Source organism: Pseudonocardia spirodelae (genome assembly GCF_037727765.1).
GTDB classification, from domain to species: Bacteria; Actinomycetota; Actinomycetes; order Mycobacteriales; family Pseudonocardiaceae; genus Pseudonocardia; species Pseudonocardia spirodelae.
In genome coordinates this window covers 320,107-336,847 of record NZ_JBBJUP010000001.1, presented here as the reverse complement: position 1 = coordinate 336,847, position 16,741 = coordinate 320,107, and the positions used below count along the sequence as shown (strand labels likewise).

The following is a 16,741-nucleotide window of genomic DNA, read 5'->3' as shown; positions in this document are numbered from 1 at the left end:
CGACCGTCAGGCCGAGACGACGGTGCCGACGTGCTCGCCGGCCAGCGCCTTCGTGACGTTCCCGGCGACGGTCCCGTCGACCACCTGGAACGACCGGACGTGCTTGGCGCGCTGCAGCGTGCGCAGCGCCTCGCGGTCGACCGGGAGCGACCGGGCGGGGTCGGCGAGCAGGTCCGCGGCGCGGGCCTCGCGCAGCGGGGTGCCGCCGTCGAGGACCCCGGCGACGTCGCGGACGTAGGTCAGCGACGCCGCGCCCCAGGCGTCGGCCAGCAGCAGCGCGCCGGTGTCGGTGCGGTGCGGCGGGATCTTGCCCGTGGCGGCCGGGAACTCGTGGACGCCGTAGGGCGGGTAACCGTTGGTCACCGCGGCGTTCGACGCGGCCAGGTGCACCGGCAGCTGGTGGGCGACGGTGTCGTGGCCGAGGTAGGCCACCCCCTGCTCGGCGAGCAGCGCGGCGACGAGGTGCCCGTTCTGCTCGGCCTCGCGCCCGGCGATCTCGGCGAGCGCACCGGTGGGCAGCCCCAGGTCGAGGCCGACCCCGAGCGCGTGCCGGGCCCGGATGCCGGCGCCGGTGGCGATCAGCAGCGGGTCCCCCGACAGCGCGGCGCGCAGCTCCTCGACGACCGGGAGCAGCACGTCGCGGCCGCGGTCGACGATCGAGCGTCCGCCCAGCACCACGACGCGCAGGCGCGGCAGCATCCGGATCACCGGCTGCTGCTGGTCGACGGGGCGGACCTGCTCGCGGTCGAGCAGGGTCTGGCGGGCCAGCGCGGACTCGACGTCCTTGGTGTAGGTCGTGCTCATCGGGTCCCTCCCGCGGTGATGACGGTGCCGACGTGCTCGCCCGCGAGCGCGCGGGTCAGGTTGCCGGGCTTGAGCCCGTTGACGATCTGCACCGAGCGGACGTGCCTCGCGTGGCGCATCAGCTCCAGCACCGGGCGCTCGATGATCAGGTCGGGCAGGTCGCGCTCGATCAGCTCGTCGACGGTGATCTCGGGGATCAGGGTCGCCGACGGGTCGTTCTTCGGGTTGGCCGTGTAGAGGCCGTCCTCGTCCTTGACGAAGATCATGTTCTTGCAGCCGTAGGTCTCCGCGACCAGGTAGCAGCCGGCGTCGGTGCGGTACGGCGGGATGACGCCCTCGTCGGGCAGCGGCTGCCACATCGCGTACGGCGGCATGCCGGCGAAGATCGCGGCCCGCGACTCGGACAGGTACAGCGGCAGGGCGTCGAACCCGCCGCCGGCGACGACCGGCACGCCGTGCCTGGCCATGAGGTAGCCGAGCATCGTGGCGTTCTGCCCGGCGACGGCGTTGCCGACCGAGCTGAGCACGCCGGTCGGCAGCCCGAGCTCCGCGGCGAGGGCGTACGCGTGGCGGGCCCGGGTGCCGCCGCCGGTGCCGATGAGCAGCCGGTGCGTCGCACGGGCCTCCAGCAGCTCCTCGACCAGCGGGAACACCGCCTCGCGACCGCGGTCGACGAAGCTCTGCCCGCCGACCTTGACGACGGAGACGTCCGGCAGGACGGGGGTGTCGGGGGTGCGCTCGGTGGCGGCCGCGAGCTCGGGGTCGTCGAGCGACCGGCTCAGCAGCAACGACTCCAGCTCGGCCGCGCTCGCGGCGTGGGTCATCGGATCTCCTCGGGTGCGGCGCGCTCCCGCCGGACGGGCGGGGCGGACGGGCACGAACCTAGCGACTCCGGCCGCCGCCCGTCGGGGCGTGCCGAGCCCCGGATGCGGGCTGGCGGGCGCGCCGGGCCCGAGCCCGCGGCCGGTCGTGCACCACCGTCCCGCATACGCCGACCCGCACGCCGGTCGGGTGATCCGCGCCACGCGGCGGGGCGCCGCACCGTCAGAGGCGCAGCCGGAACGTGCCGGACGCGGCGTCGAAAGCCAGCTCGTCGGTGTCGAAGGCCGCGCCCACCGCGCCCGCGGAGGCCAGCTCGGCCGGTGTGCCCGTCCGGAGGCCGCCCGCCCCGTCGAGCAGCCAGGCCCGGTCGGCCAGGCGCAGCGCGGGCTCCAGGTCGTGGGTGGACAGCAGCACCGCGAGGTCGGACTCCGAGGCCAGCCGGCGCAGCAGCCCGAGCAGCGCGACGCGCGAGGACACGTCCAGGAACGCGCTGGGCTCGTCGAGCAACAGCAGCGACGGCCGCTGCGCGAGCGCCCGGGCGACCATGATCCGCTGGCGCTCGCCGTCGGAGAGCCGGGCCAGCGGCCGTCCGGCGAGCGGACCGGCGCGCACGGCGTCGATCGCCGCGTCGACGGCCTCGGTGTCGGCGGGGCCGAGCAGCCCGGCCGGCCCGGTGTGCGGCAGCCGCCCCAGCTCGACGACGTCACGCCCGGTCAGCAGGCCGGCGTCGGGCCGGTCGGTCAGCACCACCCCGACCCGGCGCGCCCGCTGCGCCGCGCGCAGCCCGAGCAGGTCGGTGCCGTCCAGCGCGGCGGTCCCGGCGAGCGCGGGCTGCAGCCCGGCGAGGGTCCGCAGCAGCGTGGACTTGCCGGCGCCGTTCGCGCCGAGCAGCACGGTCAGCTCCCCCCGCGCGGCGACGGCGTCGACCCCGTCGAGCACGACGCGGGCCCGGTCGCGGCGCAGCGGCGAGGGGTCCCGGTGGCCCACGGCGAGCCCGCGCAGCACGAGCCCGGCGCTCACCACGGGCCGCCGCCGAGCCGTCGTGACCGCAGCAGCACCGCGATCACCACCGGCGCCCCCACCAGCGAGGTCACCACGTTCAGCGGGATCACCGTCCCGACCCCCGGCGGGTTCGCGACGACCGCGCAGCCCAGCCCGACCAGCGCACCGGTGAGTGCGGTGGCCGGGACCAGGACGCGGTGGCGGGAGGTGCCGACGGCCGTGCGGGCCAGGTGCGGCACGGCGATGCCGAGGAACCCGACCGGCCCGCAGAACGCGGTGACGGTGCCCGCGAGCACCGCGGCGACGAGCAGCACGACCAGCCGCACCCGGGTGACGTCGACGCCGGCGGTGCGGGCGTAGTCGTCGCCGAGCAGCAGCCCGTCCAGCGGCTTGGCGAGCAGCAGGACCGCGACCAGCCCGGCCGCGACGATCCCGCCGAACACGCCCAGCTCGCCGCGCGAGACCCCGGAGACCGACCCGAGCCCCCACAGCAGGAACTGCTGGGCCGTGCGCGGGTCGGTCCACACCAGCAGCAGGCTGACCACCGCGGTGACCGCGGACCCGAGCATCACGCCGACCACCAGCAGCGCGGTCACCGAGCGCGCGAGCCGCGACAGCGCCAGGACCAGCCCGAGCACGGCCGCGGCGCCGGCCGCGGCGGCCGCGACCGTGACGAGCCGCCCGCCCGGCGCCCCCGCCGCGCCGAGCCCGCCGGTGGCGAACGCCGCCACCCCGGACGCGGCGCCCGCCGTGCTCACCAGCGCCACGCCCAGCCCGGCCCCGGCGCTGACCCCGAGCACGTAGGGCTCGGCGAGCGGGTTGCGGAACAGCGTCTGGGTGAGCAGGCCCGCGGTGCCCAGTCCCGCCCCGACCAGCAGCGCCGTCACCGCGCGCGGCACCCGCAGGTCGGTGACGAGCAGGTCCAGACGGGCGTCGGGGACGCCGGTGCCCAGCAGCGCGGACACCGTGCGGTCGAGCCCGATCACCACCGACCCGGTGGACACGGCGAGCGCGAACAGCACGAGCACCCCGGCGGCGAGCAGGAGCAGCACGAGCGGGGCCCGCGCGCCCGGGCGCTGCCCGGGCGGGCCGGGCGCGGGCGTCCGGGACCCCGTCGGCGCGGACGCGGCGGGCCTCATCCTGTGGGCACCTGCCGGTAGTAGGTGAACACGTGCCCCGGCAGCACCTGCGGGTGCAGGATCGCGACGAGGTCGGCCAGGATCTCGTCCTGGTGCAGGGCACCGCGCTCGTAGAGGGCGTTGCCGCCCTCCGGGGTCGTCGCGCGGTCGCGGGTCCACAGCCCGCCGGAGCGGACCGCGGCCAGCGCGGTCAGCCGCGGGTCCAGCGCGGCGACGTCGGCGGTCGTCGCGAAGGGTCCGTCGGCCAGCCAGACGGGCGCGTCGCCGTCCTGGGCCAGCACCTGTTCCAGCGAGCGTTCCTGGGTGCCGGTGCCGGGCACGGCGGCGCCGAGCCAGGTGGCGCCGGCGTCGCGGAGCAGGATCCCCGCGGTCGAGCCGGCCGCCGGGACGTTCCACGTGCCCTGGTAGGGCTGGCCGGCCACGGCGGGCACCGGCGCCAGGCCGCGCACCCGGCCGGCCAGGTCGTCGTAGCGGGTGGCGATGCCGGCGAAGATCTCCGCGGCCCGGGCGTCCTGCCCGGTCAGCGCCCCCACGACCTTGATCCACTCGGCCTGGCCGAGCGGGCCGTTCTCCAGGTAGTCCGCCCACCCGACGACCGGGATCCCGGCGGCGGACAGCGCGGGCAGCGCCGCGTCGTCGGTCCCGGCCGACAGCACGACCGGCGGGGCGGCCGCGACGACGGCCTCGGCGTCGAGCGTGCCGTTCGGCGCGAACTCGGTCGCCGCACCGGAGGTGACCCGCCCCCGCACGGCCGGGTCGGTGACGAGCGCGAGCCCGCCGACGCCGGTGATCCGGTCCAGCGCGCCCAGCTCGGTGAGCATCGGCAGCTGGGTGGTGGAGGCGGCGAACACCCCGCTGACCGGGGTCCGCACGACCGGTGCCTGCGCCAGCGCGGCGGGCAGCACCGGGGCCGGGTCTCCGCACCCGACGAGGACGACCGACTGCGGCCGCCCGCCCGGGAACGGCTGCGCGACGGTGAGCACCCGGTAGCCGTCGGCGCCGGTGATCCGGACGTTCGTCGCGTGGCTGAACGCCACGTCCCCGGCCGGGGCCTGCGCCCCCGGGACGCAGCCCTGCACGGACGGACCGGACGGGGCCGGCGGCGCGGCGGCCGGGGCCGAGCATGCGGCGGCGAGGAGCACCGGCAGCGCGAACAGGACGGCGGCGGCGCGCCGCGGGTACCACGTCACCTGAAGAGTCTCACATATGTCGTTCAGGCACCGACGAGGCCCGACAGCGCGTCGAGGAGCCGGTCGACGTCGGCGTCGTCGGTGTAGCAGGCGAGCCCGATCCGCAGGGACCCGGTGTCCCCCAGGCCGAGCCGGCGCGAGCACTCCAGCGCGTAGAACGACGAGGCGGGCGCCGCGATCCGCCGCCCGGCCAGGTACCGGTAGACCTCGGCGGGGTCGCGGCCGTCGACGGTGACCAGCAGCGTCGGCGTGCGCCGCGCCGCGCGGGACCGGACGGTGACCCCGGGCAGGGTGGCGAGGTGGGCCTCGATCCGCTCGCGCAGCGGGAGCTCGTGCGCCTCGACCGCGGCCATCGACGCCTGCAGCCGGGCCCGCCGGTCCCCCGTCGCGGACGGGTCGAGGCCGGCGAGGAACTCGACGGCCGCGGTGGTGCCGGCCAGCAGCTCGTAGGGCAGCGTGCCGAGCTCGAACCGCTCGGGCACCGCGTCGCTCGACGGGGCGAGCTTGGCCGGGTGCAGCGTCTCCAGCAGGTCCGGGTCGGCGGCGAGCACGCCGCAGTGCGGCCCGAGGAACTTGTACGGCGAGCAGGCGTAGAGGTCCGCGCCGAGCGCCGCGACGTCGACCGGGGCGTGCGCGGTCAGGTGCACGCCGTCGACCATGAACAGCGCGCCGGCCGCGTGCACCGCGTCCGCGATCGCGCGCAGGGCGGGACGGGTCCCGACCAGGTTGGACGCCCCGGTGACCGCGACCAGCCGGGTCCGGTCGGACAGCAGCGGTGCCACGTCGTCGAGCTCGGTCGTGTCGGGGTCGAAGTCGAGCCACCGCACGGTCGCCCCGGCCGCGCCGGCGGCGAGCACCCAGGGCCGGATGTTCGCGTCGTGGTCGAGCCGGGTCACGACGATCTCGTCGCCCGGCGACCAGGTCGCGGCCAGCGTGCGGGCGAGGTCGAAGGTCAGCGCGGTCATGCTGCGCCCGAACACGACCCCGCGCGGGTCGGCGCCGAGCAGGTCGGCCATCGCGGCGCGGGCGCCGAGGACGATCGCGTCGGCCGCCCGCTCGCCACTGGTGACCTGCCCGCGGTTGGCCAGCGGCGAGGTCATCGTCGCGGCCACGGCACCGGCGACGGAGTCGGGGACCTGGGACCCGCCGGGCCCGTCGAAGTGGGCGATCCCGGCCCGCAGGGCGGGGAACCGGCTCCGGACGGCGGCGACGTCGTAGCTCATGCCCGCACCCTGTCACGCCGCCGGTGGGGCGGCGCGGGGCCGCGGGCGGGTTGCATCCCGGCCACGAAGCCGTGTCGCACCGCCCGTGTGGGTGACCCCCGGGCCATGATCTCCGGTCATGTCGAGGTCCTGGGAGCACTCGCGCGGCCGGCACACGCCGCGCCGCCGGCGGCGCTCGCTGCACCGGCGGAGCCTGGCGTTGCTGGGTGCGGGGCTGGTCGCGCTCGTGGTGCTCGTCGCCGGGGGGACGGCCGCCGTCGCCGGGGGCCGCATCGGCGACACGCTGGCCCGCAACGTCGCCGGGGCCGTCGACCGCCTCCGCCCGGCACCCGAGGCCCCGCCCGTGCCGCAGGTCCTCACCTCCCTGCCCGCGACGGGTACGGCGCCGGTCGCCCCGCGCGGTCCCGTCCGCACCGCGGTCAGCACCGGCACCCTGCAGGGGGTCGCGCTGACCGGTGACTCCGGCGACGGCCCGGTCACCGTGCCCGGCACGCTCTCCCCCGACGGCCGCACCTGGACCGCGTCCGGCCCGCTGGACTTCGCGACCACCTACCGCTGGTCGGGCAGCTGGGTGCTCGGCCCGCAGGACCGCCGCCCCGTCCCGGCCGCGCCGTTCTCCACGGTCGACCCCGGCGACACCGTCGAGGCCACCATGAACATCCGCGACGGCGGCGAGGTCGGCGTCGGCGCGCCGATCGTGCTCACCTTCGGCGAGGACCTGTCCGACACCGCGAAGGCCGCGGTCGAACGCGCGCTCACGGTCACCGCGTCGAAGAAGGCGGAGGGCGCCTGGGCCTGGCTGCCCGACACCGCCGAGGGCTCGCGGGTGCACTACCGGCCGAAGGCCTACTGGCCGGCGCACACCGAGGTCCGGGTGCAGGGCGCGCTGCGCGGCCTCGACCTCGGCGGGGACACCTGGATGACCGAGGACCTGGACCGGAGCTTCACCGTCGGCCGCAGCCAGGTCGTGCGGGCCGACACCCGCAGCCACGCGATCGTCGTCGTCCGCGACGGACGCGAGGTCGCCCGCTACGACGCCTCCTACGGCCTGGAGTCCGACCCGCGCCGGGTGACCCGCTCCGGCGTGCACGTCGTCATGGCGAAGTCGGAGAAGGTGCTGATGAGCAACCCCGACTACGGCTACGTCGACGAGCCGCAGTTCTGGGCGGTGCGCATCTCCAACAACGGCGAGTTCATCCACGCCAACCCGGCGTCGTCCTGGGCGCAGGGCAGCCGCAACGTCAGCCACGGCTGCGTCAACCTGTCCACCCGCGACGCGAAGGAGTTCTTCGCGAGCGCGACCTTCGGCGACCCGGTCGAGGTGACCGGGAGCTCGCAGCCGCTCACCGCCGCCGACGGCGACCTCTACGACTGGGCGGTCCCCTGGGACGAGTGGCGCTCGCTCAGCGCCCTGCGCTGAGCGGGTCTCACCGGATCCGCCGCTCCTGGCCCGCCCACGCCTCGTCGCGCAGCACGAACTTCTGGATCTTGCCGGTGGAGGTCTTGGGCAGCTCGCCGAAGGTGACCCGCTTCGGCGCCTTGAACCGGGCGAGCCGGGTGCGGACGTGCTCGACGATCTCCTCCTCGGTGGCGGCCTCGCCCTCGCGCAGGGTCACCCAGGCCCCGGGGACCTCGCCCCACCGGTCGTCCGGGACGGCGATCACGGCCACCTCCAGCACGGCCGGATGGTCGGCGATCGCCTGCTCCACCTCGACGCTGGCGATGTTCTCCCCACCGGAGATGATCACGTCCTTCGAGCGGTCGCGGAGCTCGACGTAGCCGTCGGGGTGCATGACGCCGATGTCGCCGGTCCGGAACCAGCCGTCCGGGGCGGCGTCGCGGGTGGCCTGCTCGTCGTCGAGGTAGCCGAGCATGACGTTGTTGCCGCGCAGCGCGATCTGCCCGGTCGTGGTGGCGTCGGGCGGGACGTCGGCGCCGTCGTCGTCGATCACCCGCACGGCGCAGGAGATCATGTTCCCGACGCCCTGGCGGGCCTTCATCCGGGCCTGCTCGTCGCCGTCGAGCTCGTCCCACTCGGGGCGCCAGTCGCAGATCATCGCCGGGCCGAAGGTCTCGGTGAGCCCGTAGAGGTGGGTGACCCGGAACCCCAGCTCGGCCATCCGGCGCAGGATCGCCGGCGACGGCGGAGCTCCCCCGGTCGCGACGGCCACCGGCGTCCGCACCGGCCCGGCCTCCGGCGCGTAGGCGATCATCGACAGCACGGTCGGGGCGCCGTTGAGGTGGGTGACGCCCTGCTCGCGGACCAGCTCCCAGATCCGGGCGGGCTCGACCTTCGGCAGGCAGACGTGGGTGGCGGCGGCCGCGGTGACCGCCCACGGGAAGCACCAGCCGTTGCAGTGGAACATCGGCAGCGTCCACAGGTGCACCGACGACGGCGACAGCCCGGTGTGCCCGGCCATCGCCAGCGCCTGCAGGTAGGCGCCGCGGTGGTGGTACATGACGCCCTTGGGGTTCCCGGTCGTCCCGGACGTGTAGTTGATCGACAGCAGGCCCCGCTCGTCGGCCGGCCGGACGGCGGTGGGCTCGCCGTCGGCCACCAGCCGCTCGTAGTCGGGCCCGACCCGGACCGTGCGCGGTGCGGCGCCGAGCAGCCCGGTGGCCTCGGCGACGAGGTCGTCGAACACGGGGTCGTGGACCAGCACCGACGCCCGCGAGTGCTCCAGGATCCAGGCCACCTCGCGCGCCGAGAGCCGCGTGTTGACCGCGACCAGCGGCACGCCCGACCACGGGACGGCGTGCGCCGCCTCCAGCCCGACGTGGGTGTTGGGCACCAGCACCGCGACCGGACGGCCGTCGTGCAGGCCGCTCAGCGAGCCGGCCAGGCGCCGGCAGCGGTCGCGGAACTCGGTGTAGGTGAACCGGGTGCCGCCGTCGACGATCGCGACCCGGTCGCCGTGCGCGGCCGCGGCGCGGTCGAGGAACGCGGTGGGGGTGAGCGGCTCGAACGACAGGGCCTGCAGGTCCGCCGGCACCCCGGCCGGGTGCGGGGACGGGGCCGGGTCGACGTCGCTGTCGCGGGCGGTCATGGGGGCGAGCGTCCCCGCCGGTGCGCCCGGGCGCAATCGGACGCGGCGCCGCCCGGGGGCGGACAACGCCGCCCGCGCCGGGTTACGTTCGACCCCGGCGGCAGCGGTGCCGCCCGACGCGCGACGAGGGGACGTTCCGACCATGGCATGGGACTTCAGCACCGACCCGGAGTTCGAGGAGAAGCTGAAGTGGATGCGCGGCTTCGTCCGCGACGAGATCATCCCGCTGGAGACGCTCGACCTGGACCGTGCGACCTTCGCCCGGATCACCGCGCCGATGAAGGAGCAGGTCCGCGAGCAGGGACTGTGGGCGGCGCACCTGCCGCCAGAGCTCGGCGGCGGCGGGTTCGGCCAGGTCGCGCTGGGGCTGATGCACGAGATCCTGGGCCGCTGCCGCTACGCGCCGGGCATCTTCGGCAACCAGGCGCCGGACTCGGGCAACGCCGAGCTGCTCGCCATCGGCGGCAGCGCCGAGCAGAAGGAACGCTGGATGCACCCGCTGCTGCGCGGCGAGCTGCGGTCCTGCTTCTCGATGACCGAGCCGGGCGCGGGTGCGGACCCGACGATGCTCGCGACCCGTGCCGTCCGCGACGGCGACGAGTACGTCATCGACGGCCACAAGTGGTTCTCCTCGAACGCGACCGGCTCGGACTTCCTCATCGTCATGGTCGTCACCGACCCCGACGCGCCGCCGTACCAGCGGGCGTCGATGATCGTCGTGCCGACCGACACCCCGGGTGTGGAGGTCGTGCGCGACATCCCGGTGATGGACCACCCCGAGATCGGCGGCGAGATCTACGGCGGGCACGCCGAGGTCGTCTACCGCGGCGTGCGGGTGCCGGTGGAGAACCTCGTCGGCAACCCCGGCGACGGGTTCAAGCTCGCCCAGCAGCGCCTCGGCCCGGGCCGCATCCACCACGCGATGCGCTGGCTCGGCCAGTCCCAGCGGGCGTTCGACATGCTGTGCGAGCGCGCCGTCTCGCGCACCGCGAGCGGCTCCCGCCTGGCCGACAAGCAGATGGTGCAGGACATGATCGCGCAGTCCGCGGCCGACATGGCCGCCGCCCGCCTGCTGACCCTGCACGCGGCCTGGACGATGGACCAGGTCGGCGCGTCCAACGCCCGCGTCGAGATCGGGATGATCAAGTACTGGGGCGCGCGGGTCCTGCACGACGTGATCGACCGGGCCATCCAGGTGCACGGCTCGCTCGGCTTCTCCGGCGACCTGCCGCTCGAGCAGATGTACCGGGCGGCCCGCGCCGCGCGCATCTACGACGGCCCCGACGAGGTGCACAAGGAGTCGGTCGCCCGCCGCATCCTGCGTGGCTACACCCCGGTCGACGTCCCGACCGAGCACGTCCCGACGCGCACCGAGGCGGCGCGGGCGAAGTTCGCGCAGTACCTCGACGCCGCGACCGCGGACGCCTGAGGCCGGCGCGGGTGTCCCCGCCCGGCCACGGGCGGGGGCACCTAGGACGCCGGGGCGTCGACCTCGTCGGCGGGCTCCGCGGCCAGGTCGGCGCGGTAGGCGGCCACCATGGCGTTCATCGCGGACAGGAACCGCGCGGCGGCGGCGAGCTCGTCGTCGTCGAACCCGGCGAGGACCGCGTCCATCCGCGCGCCGAGCGGGCCGAAGAACGCACCGCCGACCTCGGCCGCGTTCTCGGCCTGGCGCAGCGTGACGCGGCGCCGGTCGGCGGACTCGCGGCTGCGCCGCACGTGCCCGGCGCGCTCGAGCCGGTCGACCAGCGCCGTCGTCGCCCCGGTCGAGAGCCCGAGCCGCGACCCCAGCACGCCGGGTGTGAGCGGGGTGCCGGCCGCGTCGGCCTTCATCACCGCGAGCAGCGCGTGCAGGTCGGTCGGGTGCAGGCGGTGGCGGCCCGCGAACTCCTGGCCGAGCAGCTCGGCCTCGCCCGCGTAGTCCTGCAGCAGCGCGACCAGGTCCTCACGTCGCGTCCGGGCGGGCATGACCCCGAGCGTAGTCGCCGCGGCCGCGGCCGGGTGCCGGGACGGCCTCAGCGCCCGGTCCAGCGCGGCGGGCGCTTCTCCAGGAACGCCGCGATCCCCTCCGCCCGGTCCTCGGACCGCTCGATCGCCGCGGACGCGATCTCGGTGGCGTGCCACCCGCGGTCGTCCGGTTCGGACACGACGCGCTCCAGCGCGCGCAGCGACACCGACACCGCCAGCGGCGAGTTCTCGCACACCTGCGCCGCGAGCTCCAGCGCGGCGGCCTCGGCGTCCCCCGGCCCGACGAGCTCGGTCACCAGCCCGAGCGCGTACGCGCGCTCGGCGCCGATCGGGCGGCCGGTGACCAGCATCTGCTTGGCGACGTTGAGCGGCAGCGGCCGCGGCGCCCGGAACAGCGCCCCGCAGTTCGCGACGAGCCCGCGGGCGACCTCGGGGAGCCCGAACCGGGCCGTCGCCGACGCGACGACCATGTCGCAGGCCAGCACGATCTCGAACCCGCCGCCGTAGGCGACGCCCTCGACGGCGGCGATCAGCGGGCGGCGCCGGTCGCGGCGGACCACGCCGTAGTTGCCGCCGCGCGGGGTCGGCCCGCCCGAGCCCGCGGCCAGGTCGGTGCCCGCACAGAACGCGACGGCGTCCCCGGCGAGCACCCCGCACCACAGGTCCGGGTCGTCGTCGAGGGTGTTGAGCGCCTCGTCGAGCCCCGCGGTCATCGCCGCGTCGACCGCGTTGCGTTTCTCCGGGCGCGCCATCCGGATCAGCAGCACGTGCCCGTGCCGCTCGGTCACCACCCGCACGCCCGCCATGCCGTCCGTCACGATCGTGACTGTAGGTGGGAGCGGGCCCGGCGCGTTCGTACTGTGGTGATCGTGTCCCGCAGCAACCGCGTCCGCACCGTGGCCGCCCTGTCCGTCCCGCTCGCCCTGACCGGGGCCGGTGCCGCACTCGCCGTGCACGTGCGCCGCAACATCGGCGCCCCGGCGCGCGAGCTGCGCCGCATCGCCGACGGCTCGCCGCACGCCGTCGACGGCGTGTTCGCCAACACCGAGCCCGGACTGCCCCGGGCGAAGGCGTCGCTGCGGATGATCGCCAACATGCTGGTCGGACGGCGCACCGAGGGCGTCGCGCCCGCCCCGGTGCCCCTCACCGCGCCGGAGCCGCCGGGCCCGGCGGCCGGGCTGGCCGCGACCTGGCTCGGGCACGCCGGCGTGCTGCTGGAGATCGACGGCCGCCGGGTGCTCCTCGACCCGGTCTGGTCGGAGTACGCCTCCCCCGTGCCGTTCCTCGGCCCGCGCCGGATGCACCCGCCGGTGGCGCCCCTGGCCGTGCTCGGCGAGCCGGACGTCGTACTGATCAGCCACGACCACTACGACCACCTCGACCGCCCCACGGTCACCGCGCTCGCCCGCGACACCGCGGCGGTGTTCGTCGGGCCGCTCGGGGTGGGGGCGCACCTGCGGGCGTGGGGCGTGCCCGGGCACCGGGTCGTCGAACGCGACTGGGACGGCGTGGTGACCGTCGCCGGGCTGACCCTGACCTGCCTGGAGACCCGGCACTTCTCCGGGCGCGGGCTGCGCCGCAACACCACGCTGTGGGCGGCGTGGAAGGTCGCCGGGCCGCGGCACTCGGCGTACCTGGGCGGGGACACCGGGCCGAGCCGGGTGCACACCCGCACCGGCGCCGCGCACGGCCCGTTCGACCTCACGGTGCTGCCGATCGGGGCCTACGCCGACCTGTGGCCCGACATCCACGCCGACCCCGAGCAGGCCGTCGCCGCGCACCGCGACCTCGGCGGCCGGGTGATGCTGCCGATCCACTGGGCGACGTTCAACCTCGGCTTCCACCCGTGGGACGAGCCCGCCGAGCGGGCCCGCAAGGCCGCCGCGGACCAGGACGTGGTCCTGGCCCTGCCGCGGCCGGGCCGGCGCATCGACCTCACCGGTGTGACGAGCGCCGACGAGGCCCGCGCCGCGGTTCCCACCGATCCGTGGTGGCCCGCCCCGCGCTGATTCCCGCGGCCCCGGCTGCACCCTTTCCGCCGATTCTCGTCCGCCGGACGTCGTATCCCGCCGACCGATAGCGGCGGTCCCCGACATTGTCCGGGGAGGGGTTCGACAGCTCGTATCGGCATCCTTTACTGTTCTGCTCGCGAAATGATTCCGGCCCGGCCGGGCGATTCTCGCGTCCGGCCGATCCGGCGATTCCCCCGCGGAAGGAACGACGACGTGGCGCAGCAGACGACGATCACCCTGGTCGACGACCTCGACGGTGGAGAGGCCGACGAGCAGGTGGAGTTCTCCGTCGACGGCCGCGCCTACGAGATCGACCTCTCCGCGACGAATGCCGGAAAGCTGCGCGACGCGCTGGCCCCCTACATCTCCGCGGCCCGCCGGGCGAGCGGTCGCCGGTCGGGCACTTCCGCGGCGCCGTCGTCGAACGGTTCGAGCGCGTCGGAACGCGCCGCGAACCGCGCCGTGCGGGAATGGGCCGTCGACCAGGGCATGAAGATCTCCGAGCGCGGGCGTATCCCGTCGTCGGTTCTCGAGGCCTATCAGAACGCGCACTCCTGACCCGTCGCCATCCGGCTCCCCCGGCCGGATGGCAGGATCGGGACCGGACAGACGCGCGTGCCGGGCGACCAGCGGCGGCGCGCCCCGACGGAGAGGCCCCGATGTACCCAGGCACCCACGCCGCCACGACCCCCGACAAGCCGGCCGTGATCATGGGGGGCTCGGGCGAGACCCTCACCTTCGCCGAGCTGGAGGCGGGGTCGGCCCGGCTCGCGAACCACTTCCGCGCGGCCGGGCTGCAGCGGGGCGACGTCGTGGCCCTGGTCTCGGAGAACACCGCCCGGCTCTATGAGGTCTACTGGGCCGCGCAGCGCTCCGGGCTCTACGTCACCGCGGTCAACCACCACCTGTCCGCGCCCGAGGCCGCCTACATCGTGCGGGACTGCGGCGCGAAGGCCCTGGTCGTCTCCGCCGGCGTCGCCGGGCTCGCCGCCGCGATCGAGGACCACGTCGACACCCCGGTCCGGCTGGCGTTCGGCGGCCCGATCCCGGGTGCCTCCCGCTACGCCGACTACGACGAGACGCTCGCCGGGGTCTCCGCCGAGCCGCCGGCCGACCAGCCGCGGGGCGCGGACATGCTCTACTCCTCGGGCACCACCGGCCGTCCGAAGGGGATCAAGCCGACGCTGCCCGACCGCCGGGTCGACGAGCCGGGCGACACCTACCAGGCGCTGTTCGGGCCGATGTACGGCTTCGGCACCGACACCGTCTACCTGAACCCGGCGCCGCTGTACCACGCCGCGCCGCTGCGGTTCACCGCCACGGTGCAGGCACTCGGCGGCACCGTCGTGGTGATGGACCGCTTCGACCCGGAGCAGGCGCTCGCGCTGATCGACCGGTACCGGGTGACCCACTCGCAGTGGGTGCCGACGATGTTCGTGCGGATGCTGAAGCTCCCCGAGCAGGTCCGCTCGTCCTACGACGTGTCCTCGCTGCGCGTCGCCATCCACGCGGCGGCCCCGTGCCCGGTGGACGTCAAGCAGGCGATGATCGACTGGTGGGGCCCGGTGCTGCACGAGTACTACGCCGCGACCGAGGCCAACGGGATCACCTTCATCGACTCCGCGCAGTGGCTGGAGCGGCCGGGCTCGGTCGGCCGGGCGGGGCTGGGCACCATCCGGATCTCCGACGACGAGGGCACCGTCCTCGAGCCGGGACGGATCGGGACCGTCTACTTCGAACGCGACGAGCGCCCGTTCGAGTACCACAACGACCCCGGCAAGACGCTGGCCGCGACCCACCCCGACCACGACACCTGGACGACCACGGGCGACCTGGGCTACCTCGACGAGGACGGCTTCCTGTTCCTCACCGACCGCAAGGCCTTCATGATCATCTCCGGCGGGGTGAACATCTACCCGCAGGAGGTCGAGGACGCCCTCGCCCTGCACCCGAAGGTGCTCGACGTCGCCGTCATCGGGGTGCCCGACGAGGAGATGGGCGAGAAGGTCAAGGCCGTCGTGCAGCCGCCGGAGGGCGTCGAGGCGGGCCCGGAGCTGGAGCGGGAGCTGATCGACTTCGTGCGCGAGCGGATCGCGCACTACAAGGCGCCGTCCTCGGTGGACTTCACCGACTTCCTGCCCCGCACCCCCACCGGCAAGCTGGTCAAGCGGGAGCTGCGCGACCGCTACGTCTGAGCGCGGCTCAGGCGGGGCGGCGGGCGTAGCGGGCGCGGGTCCACGCCGCGGCCACGGCCAGCGGCACCGAGGCGACCAGCGCGGCCGCGAACAGCGGTGCGAAGCGCCCCGCGTCGGCGAGCGGGGCGCCCAGCGCCGTGCCCGCGGAGCTGCCGAGGAACAGCAGCGTCGCGAACAGCGCGACCGCGGTGGCCCGGGCCTGCGGGACGACCTCGGTGGCCCAGGTCTGCAGGGTGGAGTGCAGGAACGCCCACGCCCCGCCGAGGCACAGCCCGGCCGCCGCGACCGTCGCCGGATGCACGGTGAGCAGCGGGAACACCCAGGCCACCACCAGGAAGCCGCCGCCGGTGCCGGCCAGCACGGCCGGGCCGAGGCGGCCGACCAGGCGTCGCACGACGCGGGAGAACAGCACGGCGCCGACGCCGTAGCCGCCCGCCGCGAGCCCGGCCAGCGCCGCGGAGCTGCCGCCGGCCTGCAGCGACGGCGCGAGGTAGGTCAGCACCCCGAGCACGACCGCGCCCTCGACGAAGGCGAGCAGCAGCACCAGGCGGGCCCAGCCGTTCCCGGCGACGGCGCCGAGCGGGCGCAGCACCGCCGCGCGCCACCCCGCCGGGCCGGACCCGCCCGGCCGGCCGGCGGCCGCCCCGGCCGGCTCGGGCAGCGCCCGCAGCGCGAGGAACAGCAGCGCGGCGGCCGCGGCCGTCGCGGCCGGCACCGCGCGCCAGCCGGCCAGGTCGGCGAGCAGGCCGGCCCCCGCCGTCGCGACGGCGGTGCCCAGCGCCGTCGCCGCCAGCAGGTCCGACAGCGGGCGCTGGCGCATCGCGGCCGGCCAGGTGTCGCCGACGTAGACCAGCGCCGCGGGGATCAGCGCCGCGGTGCACGCGCCGGTCACCACGCGCGCCGCGACCAGCACGCCCAGGGTCGGCGCGAGCACCGACGCGACCCCGCCGAGCACCGCCCCGACCAGCGCGGTGCGCATGACCCGGACCCGCCCGATCCGGTCCGACAGCACACCCCAGACGACCTGCATGAGCCCGTAGGCGAGGAAGTAGCCGCCGGCCGCACCGGCGGCCGCGGCCAGCGGCGCCGAGAACGACGCGGCGATCGGCACGAGCAGCGGCGCGATCGCGAAGCGGTCGCAGGTGCTGACCAGCGAGGCCAGCTGCAGCAGCCGCAGGCGGCGGGGGCCGTCGGGGACGACGTCGTCCGGGGTCGCGCTCACCGCCGCCACCCTGCCCGGCACCGGGCGATCTTGCCCCGCCGGGGTGGGCGGGACCACAGTGGGGGTACGGCTCGGCGACGACGGGGAGGCGGCCTGGTGGGCGCGATCACGGGGCAC

At 76.0% G+C, this 16,741-nt stretch carries 15 protein-coding genes; 5 read left to right on the top strand and 10 right to left on the bottom strand.

The window, feature by feature from the left end; all coding sequences use genetic code 11:
• Positions 1-6: 6 nt before the first annotated feature.
• The 6 genes from WJX68_RS01485 to WJX68_RS01460 all read right to left on the bottom strand — a co-directional run bounded on the left by WJX68_RS01485 (position 7) and on the right by WJX68_RS01460 (position 6,180).
• A complete protein-coding gene (locus WJX68_RS01485) occupies positions 7-804 on the bottom strand; it encodes an amino acid kinase family protein (RefSeq protein ID WP_340285654.1) in 798 nt (265 codons plus the stop codon).
• Positions 801-1,628, bottom strand: a complete 828-nt coding sequence (locus tag WJX68_RS01480) for an amino acid kinase family protein (RefSeq protein ID WP_340285653.1) — start codon at positions 1,626-1,628, stop codon at positions 801-803. Before WJX68_RS01480 ends, WJX68_RS01485 begins: the two co-directional genes overlap by 4 nt.
• Before the next feature lie 220 nt (positions 1,629-1,848).
• The gene (locus tag WJX68_RS01475) at positions 1,849-2,646 is read right to left on the bottom strand and encodes an ABC transporter ATP-binding protein (protein WP_340285652.1); all 798 of its coding nucleotides are present in this window, start codon (positions 2,644-2,646) and stop codon (positions 1,849-1,851) included.
• Entirely contained in the window at positions 2,643-3,767 is a 1,125-nt protein-coding gene (locus WJX68_RS01470) for a FecCD family ABC transporter permease (protein WP_340285650.1), read from the bottom strand. The genes WJX68_RS01475 and WJX68_RS01470 overlap by 4 nt, the downstream gene beginning before the upstream one ends.
• Complete coding sequence (locus WJX68_RS01465) at positions 3,764-4,957, bottom strand: ABC transporter substrate-binding protein (protein ID WP_340285649.1); 1,194 nt, start codon at positions 4,955-4,957, stop codon at positions 3,764-3,766. The genes WJX68_RS01470 and WJX68_RS01465 overlap by 4 nt, the downstream gene beginning before the upstream one ends.
• A gap of 23 nt (positions 4,958-4,980) precedes the next feature.
• Complete coding sequence (locus WJX68_RS01460) at positions 4,981-6,180, bottom strand: cysteine desulfurase-like protein (protein WP_340285647.1); 1,200 nt, start codon at positions 6,178-6,180, stop codon at positions 4,981-4,983.
• 118 nt (positions 6,181-6,298) lie between these two features.
• Between WJX68_RS01460 and WJX68_RS01455 the strand changes: the two genes are divergently transcribed.
• The gene (locus WJX68_RS01455; RefSeq protein ID WP_340285645.1) at positions 6,299-7,600 is read left to right on the top strand and encodes a L,D-transpeptidase; all 1,302 of its coding nucleotides are present in this window, start codon (positions 6,299-6,301) and stop codon (positions 7,598-7,600) included.
• Between the two features lie 7 nt (positions 7,601-7,607).
• Here WJX68_RS01455 and WJX68_RS01450 read toward each other — a convergent pair whose 3' ends face one another.
• On the bottom strand, positions 7,608-9,161 hold the full coding sequence (locus tag WJX68_RS01450; protein ID WP_340285878.1) for an AMP-binding protein: 1,554 nt from the start codon (positions 9,159-9,161) through the stop codon (positions 7,608-7,610).
• A gap of 208 nt (positions 9,162-9,369) precedes the next feature.
• Between WJX68_RS01450 and WJX68_RS01445 the strand changes: the two genes are divergently transcribed.
• A complete protein-coding gene (locus tag WJX68_RS01445) occupies positions 9,370-10,656 on the top strand; it encodes an acyl-CoA dehydrogenase family protein (protein WP_340285644.1) in 1,287 nt (428 codons plus the stop codon).
• A 41-nt stretch (positions 10,657-10,697) separates the two neighbouring features.
• Here WJX68_RS01445 and WJX68_RS01440 read toward each other — a convergent pair whose 3' ends face one another.
• Complete coding sequence (locus tag WJX68_RS01440) at positions 10,698-11,195, bottom strand: MarR family winged helix-turn-helix transcriptional regulator (protein WP_340285643.1); 498 nt, start codon at positions 11,193-11,195, stop codon at positions 10,698-10,700.
• 47 nt (positions 11,196-11,242) lie between these two features.
• Positions 11,243-12,013, bottom strand: coding sequence for an enoyl-CoA hydratase-related protein (locus WJX68_RS01435; RefSeq protein ID WP_340285642.1), 771 nt, complete (start codon positions 12,011-12,013; stop codon positions 11,243-11,245).
• 51 nt (positions 12,014-12,064) lie between these two features.
• Here WJX68_RS01435 and WJX68_RS01430 point away from each other — a divergent pair, with 51 nt between their 5' ends.
• The 3 genes from WJX68_RS01430 (at position 12,065) to WJX68_RS01420 (ending at position 15,402) form a co-directional block, all read left to right on the top strand.
• The gene (locus WJX68_RS01430) at positions 12,065-13,204 is read left to right on the top strand and encodes an MBL fold metallo-hydrolase (protein ID WP_340285641.1); all 1,140 of its coding nucleotides are present in this window, start codon (positions 12,065-12,067) and stop codon (positions 13,202-13,204) included.
• A 216-nt stretch (positions 13,205-13,420) separates the two neighbouring features.
• Positions 13,421-13,765 (top strand): histone-like nucleoid-structuring protein Lsr2, encoded by a 345-nt coding sequence (locus WJX68_RS01425; RefSeq protein ID WP_340285640.1) that lies wholly within the window; start codon positions 13,421-13,423, stop codon positions 13,763-13,765.
• A gap of 101 nt (positions 13,766-13,866) precedes the next feature.
• Positions 13,867-15,402 carry an acyl-CoA synthetase gene (locus tag WJX68_RS01420; protein WP_340285639.1) on the top strand — a complete coding sequence of 512 codons (1,536 nt, stop codon included), beginning with the start codon at positions 13,867-13,869 and terminating at the stop codon, positions 15,400-15,402.
• Between the two features lie 7 nt (positions 15,403-15,409).
• On the opposite strand, the gene WJX68_RS01415 is transcribed toward WJX68_RS01420, so the two are convergent.
• Positions 15,410-16,624 (bottom strand): MFS transporter, encoded by a 1,215-nt coding sequence (locus WJX68_RS01415; RefSeq protein WP_340285638.1) that lies wholly within the window; start codon positions 16,622-16,624, stop codon positions 15,410-15,412.
• Positions 16,625-16,741: the final 117 nt, after the last annotated feature.

Excerpts from the sequence above, each read along its gene's own strand:
- WJX68_RS01480 (WP_340285653.1), bottom strand. The coding sequence starts at position 1,628 with ATGACCCACGCCGCGAGCGCGGCCGAGCTGGAGTCGTTGCTGCTGAGC.
- WJX68_RS01455 (WP_340285645.1), top strand. The coding sequence starts at position 6,299 with ATGTCGAGGTCCTGGGAGCACTCGCGCGGCCGGCACACGCCGCGCCGC.
- WJX68_RS01485 (WP_340285654.1), bottom strand. The coding sequence starts at position 804 with ATGAGCACGACCTACACCAAGGACGTCGAGTCCGCGCTGGCCCGCCAG.
- WJX68_RS01440 (WP_340285643.1), bottom strand. The coding sequence starts at position 11,195 with ATGCCCGCCCGGACGCGACGTGAGGACCTGGTCGCGCTGCTGCAGGAC.
- WJX68_RS01470 (WP_340285650.1), bottom strand. The coding sequence starts at position 3,767 with ATGAGGCCCGCCGCGTCCGCGCCGACGGGGTCCCGGACGCCCGCGCCC.
- WJX68_RS01420 (WP_340285639.1), top strand. The coding sequence starts at position 13,867 with ATGTACCCAGGCACCCACGCCGCCACGACCCCCGACAAGCCGGCCGTG.
- WJX68_RS01445 (WP_340285644.1), top strand. The coding sequence starts at position 9,370 with ATGGCATGGGACTTCAGCACCGACCCGGAGTTCGAGGAGAAGCTGAAG.
- WJX68_RS01460 (WP_340285647.1), bottom strand. The coding sequence starts at position 6,180 with ATGAGCTACGACGTCGCCGCCGTCCGGAGCCGGTTCCCCGCCCTGCGG.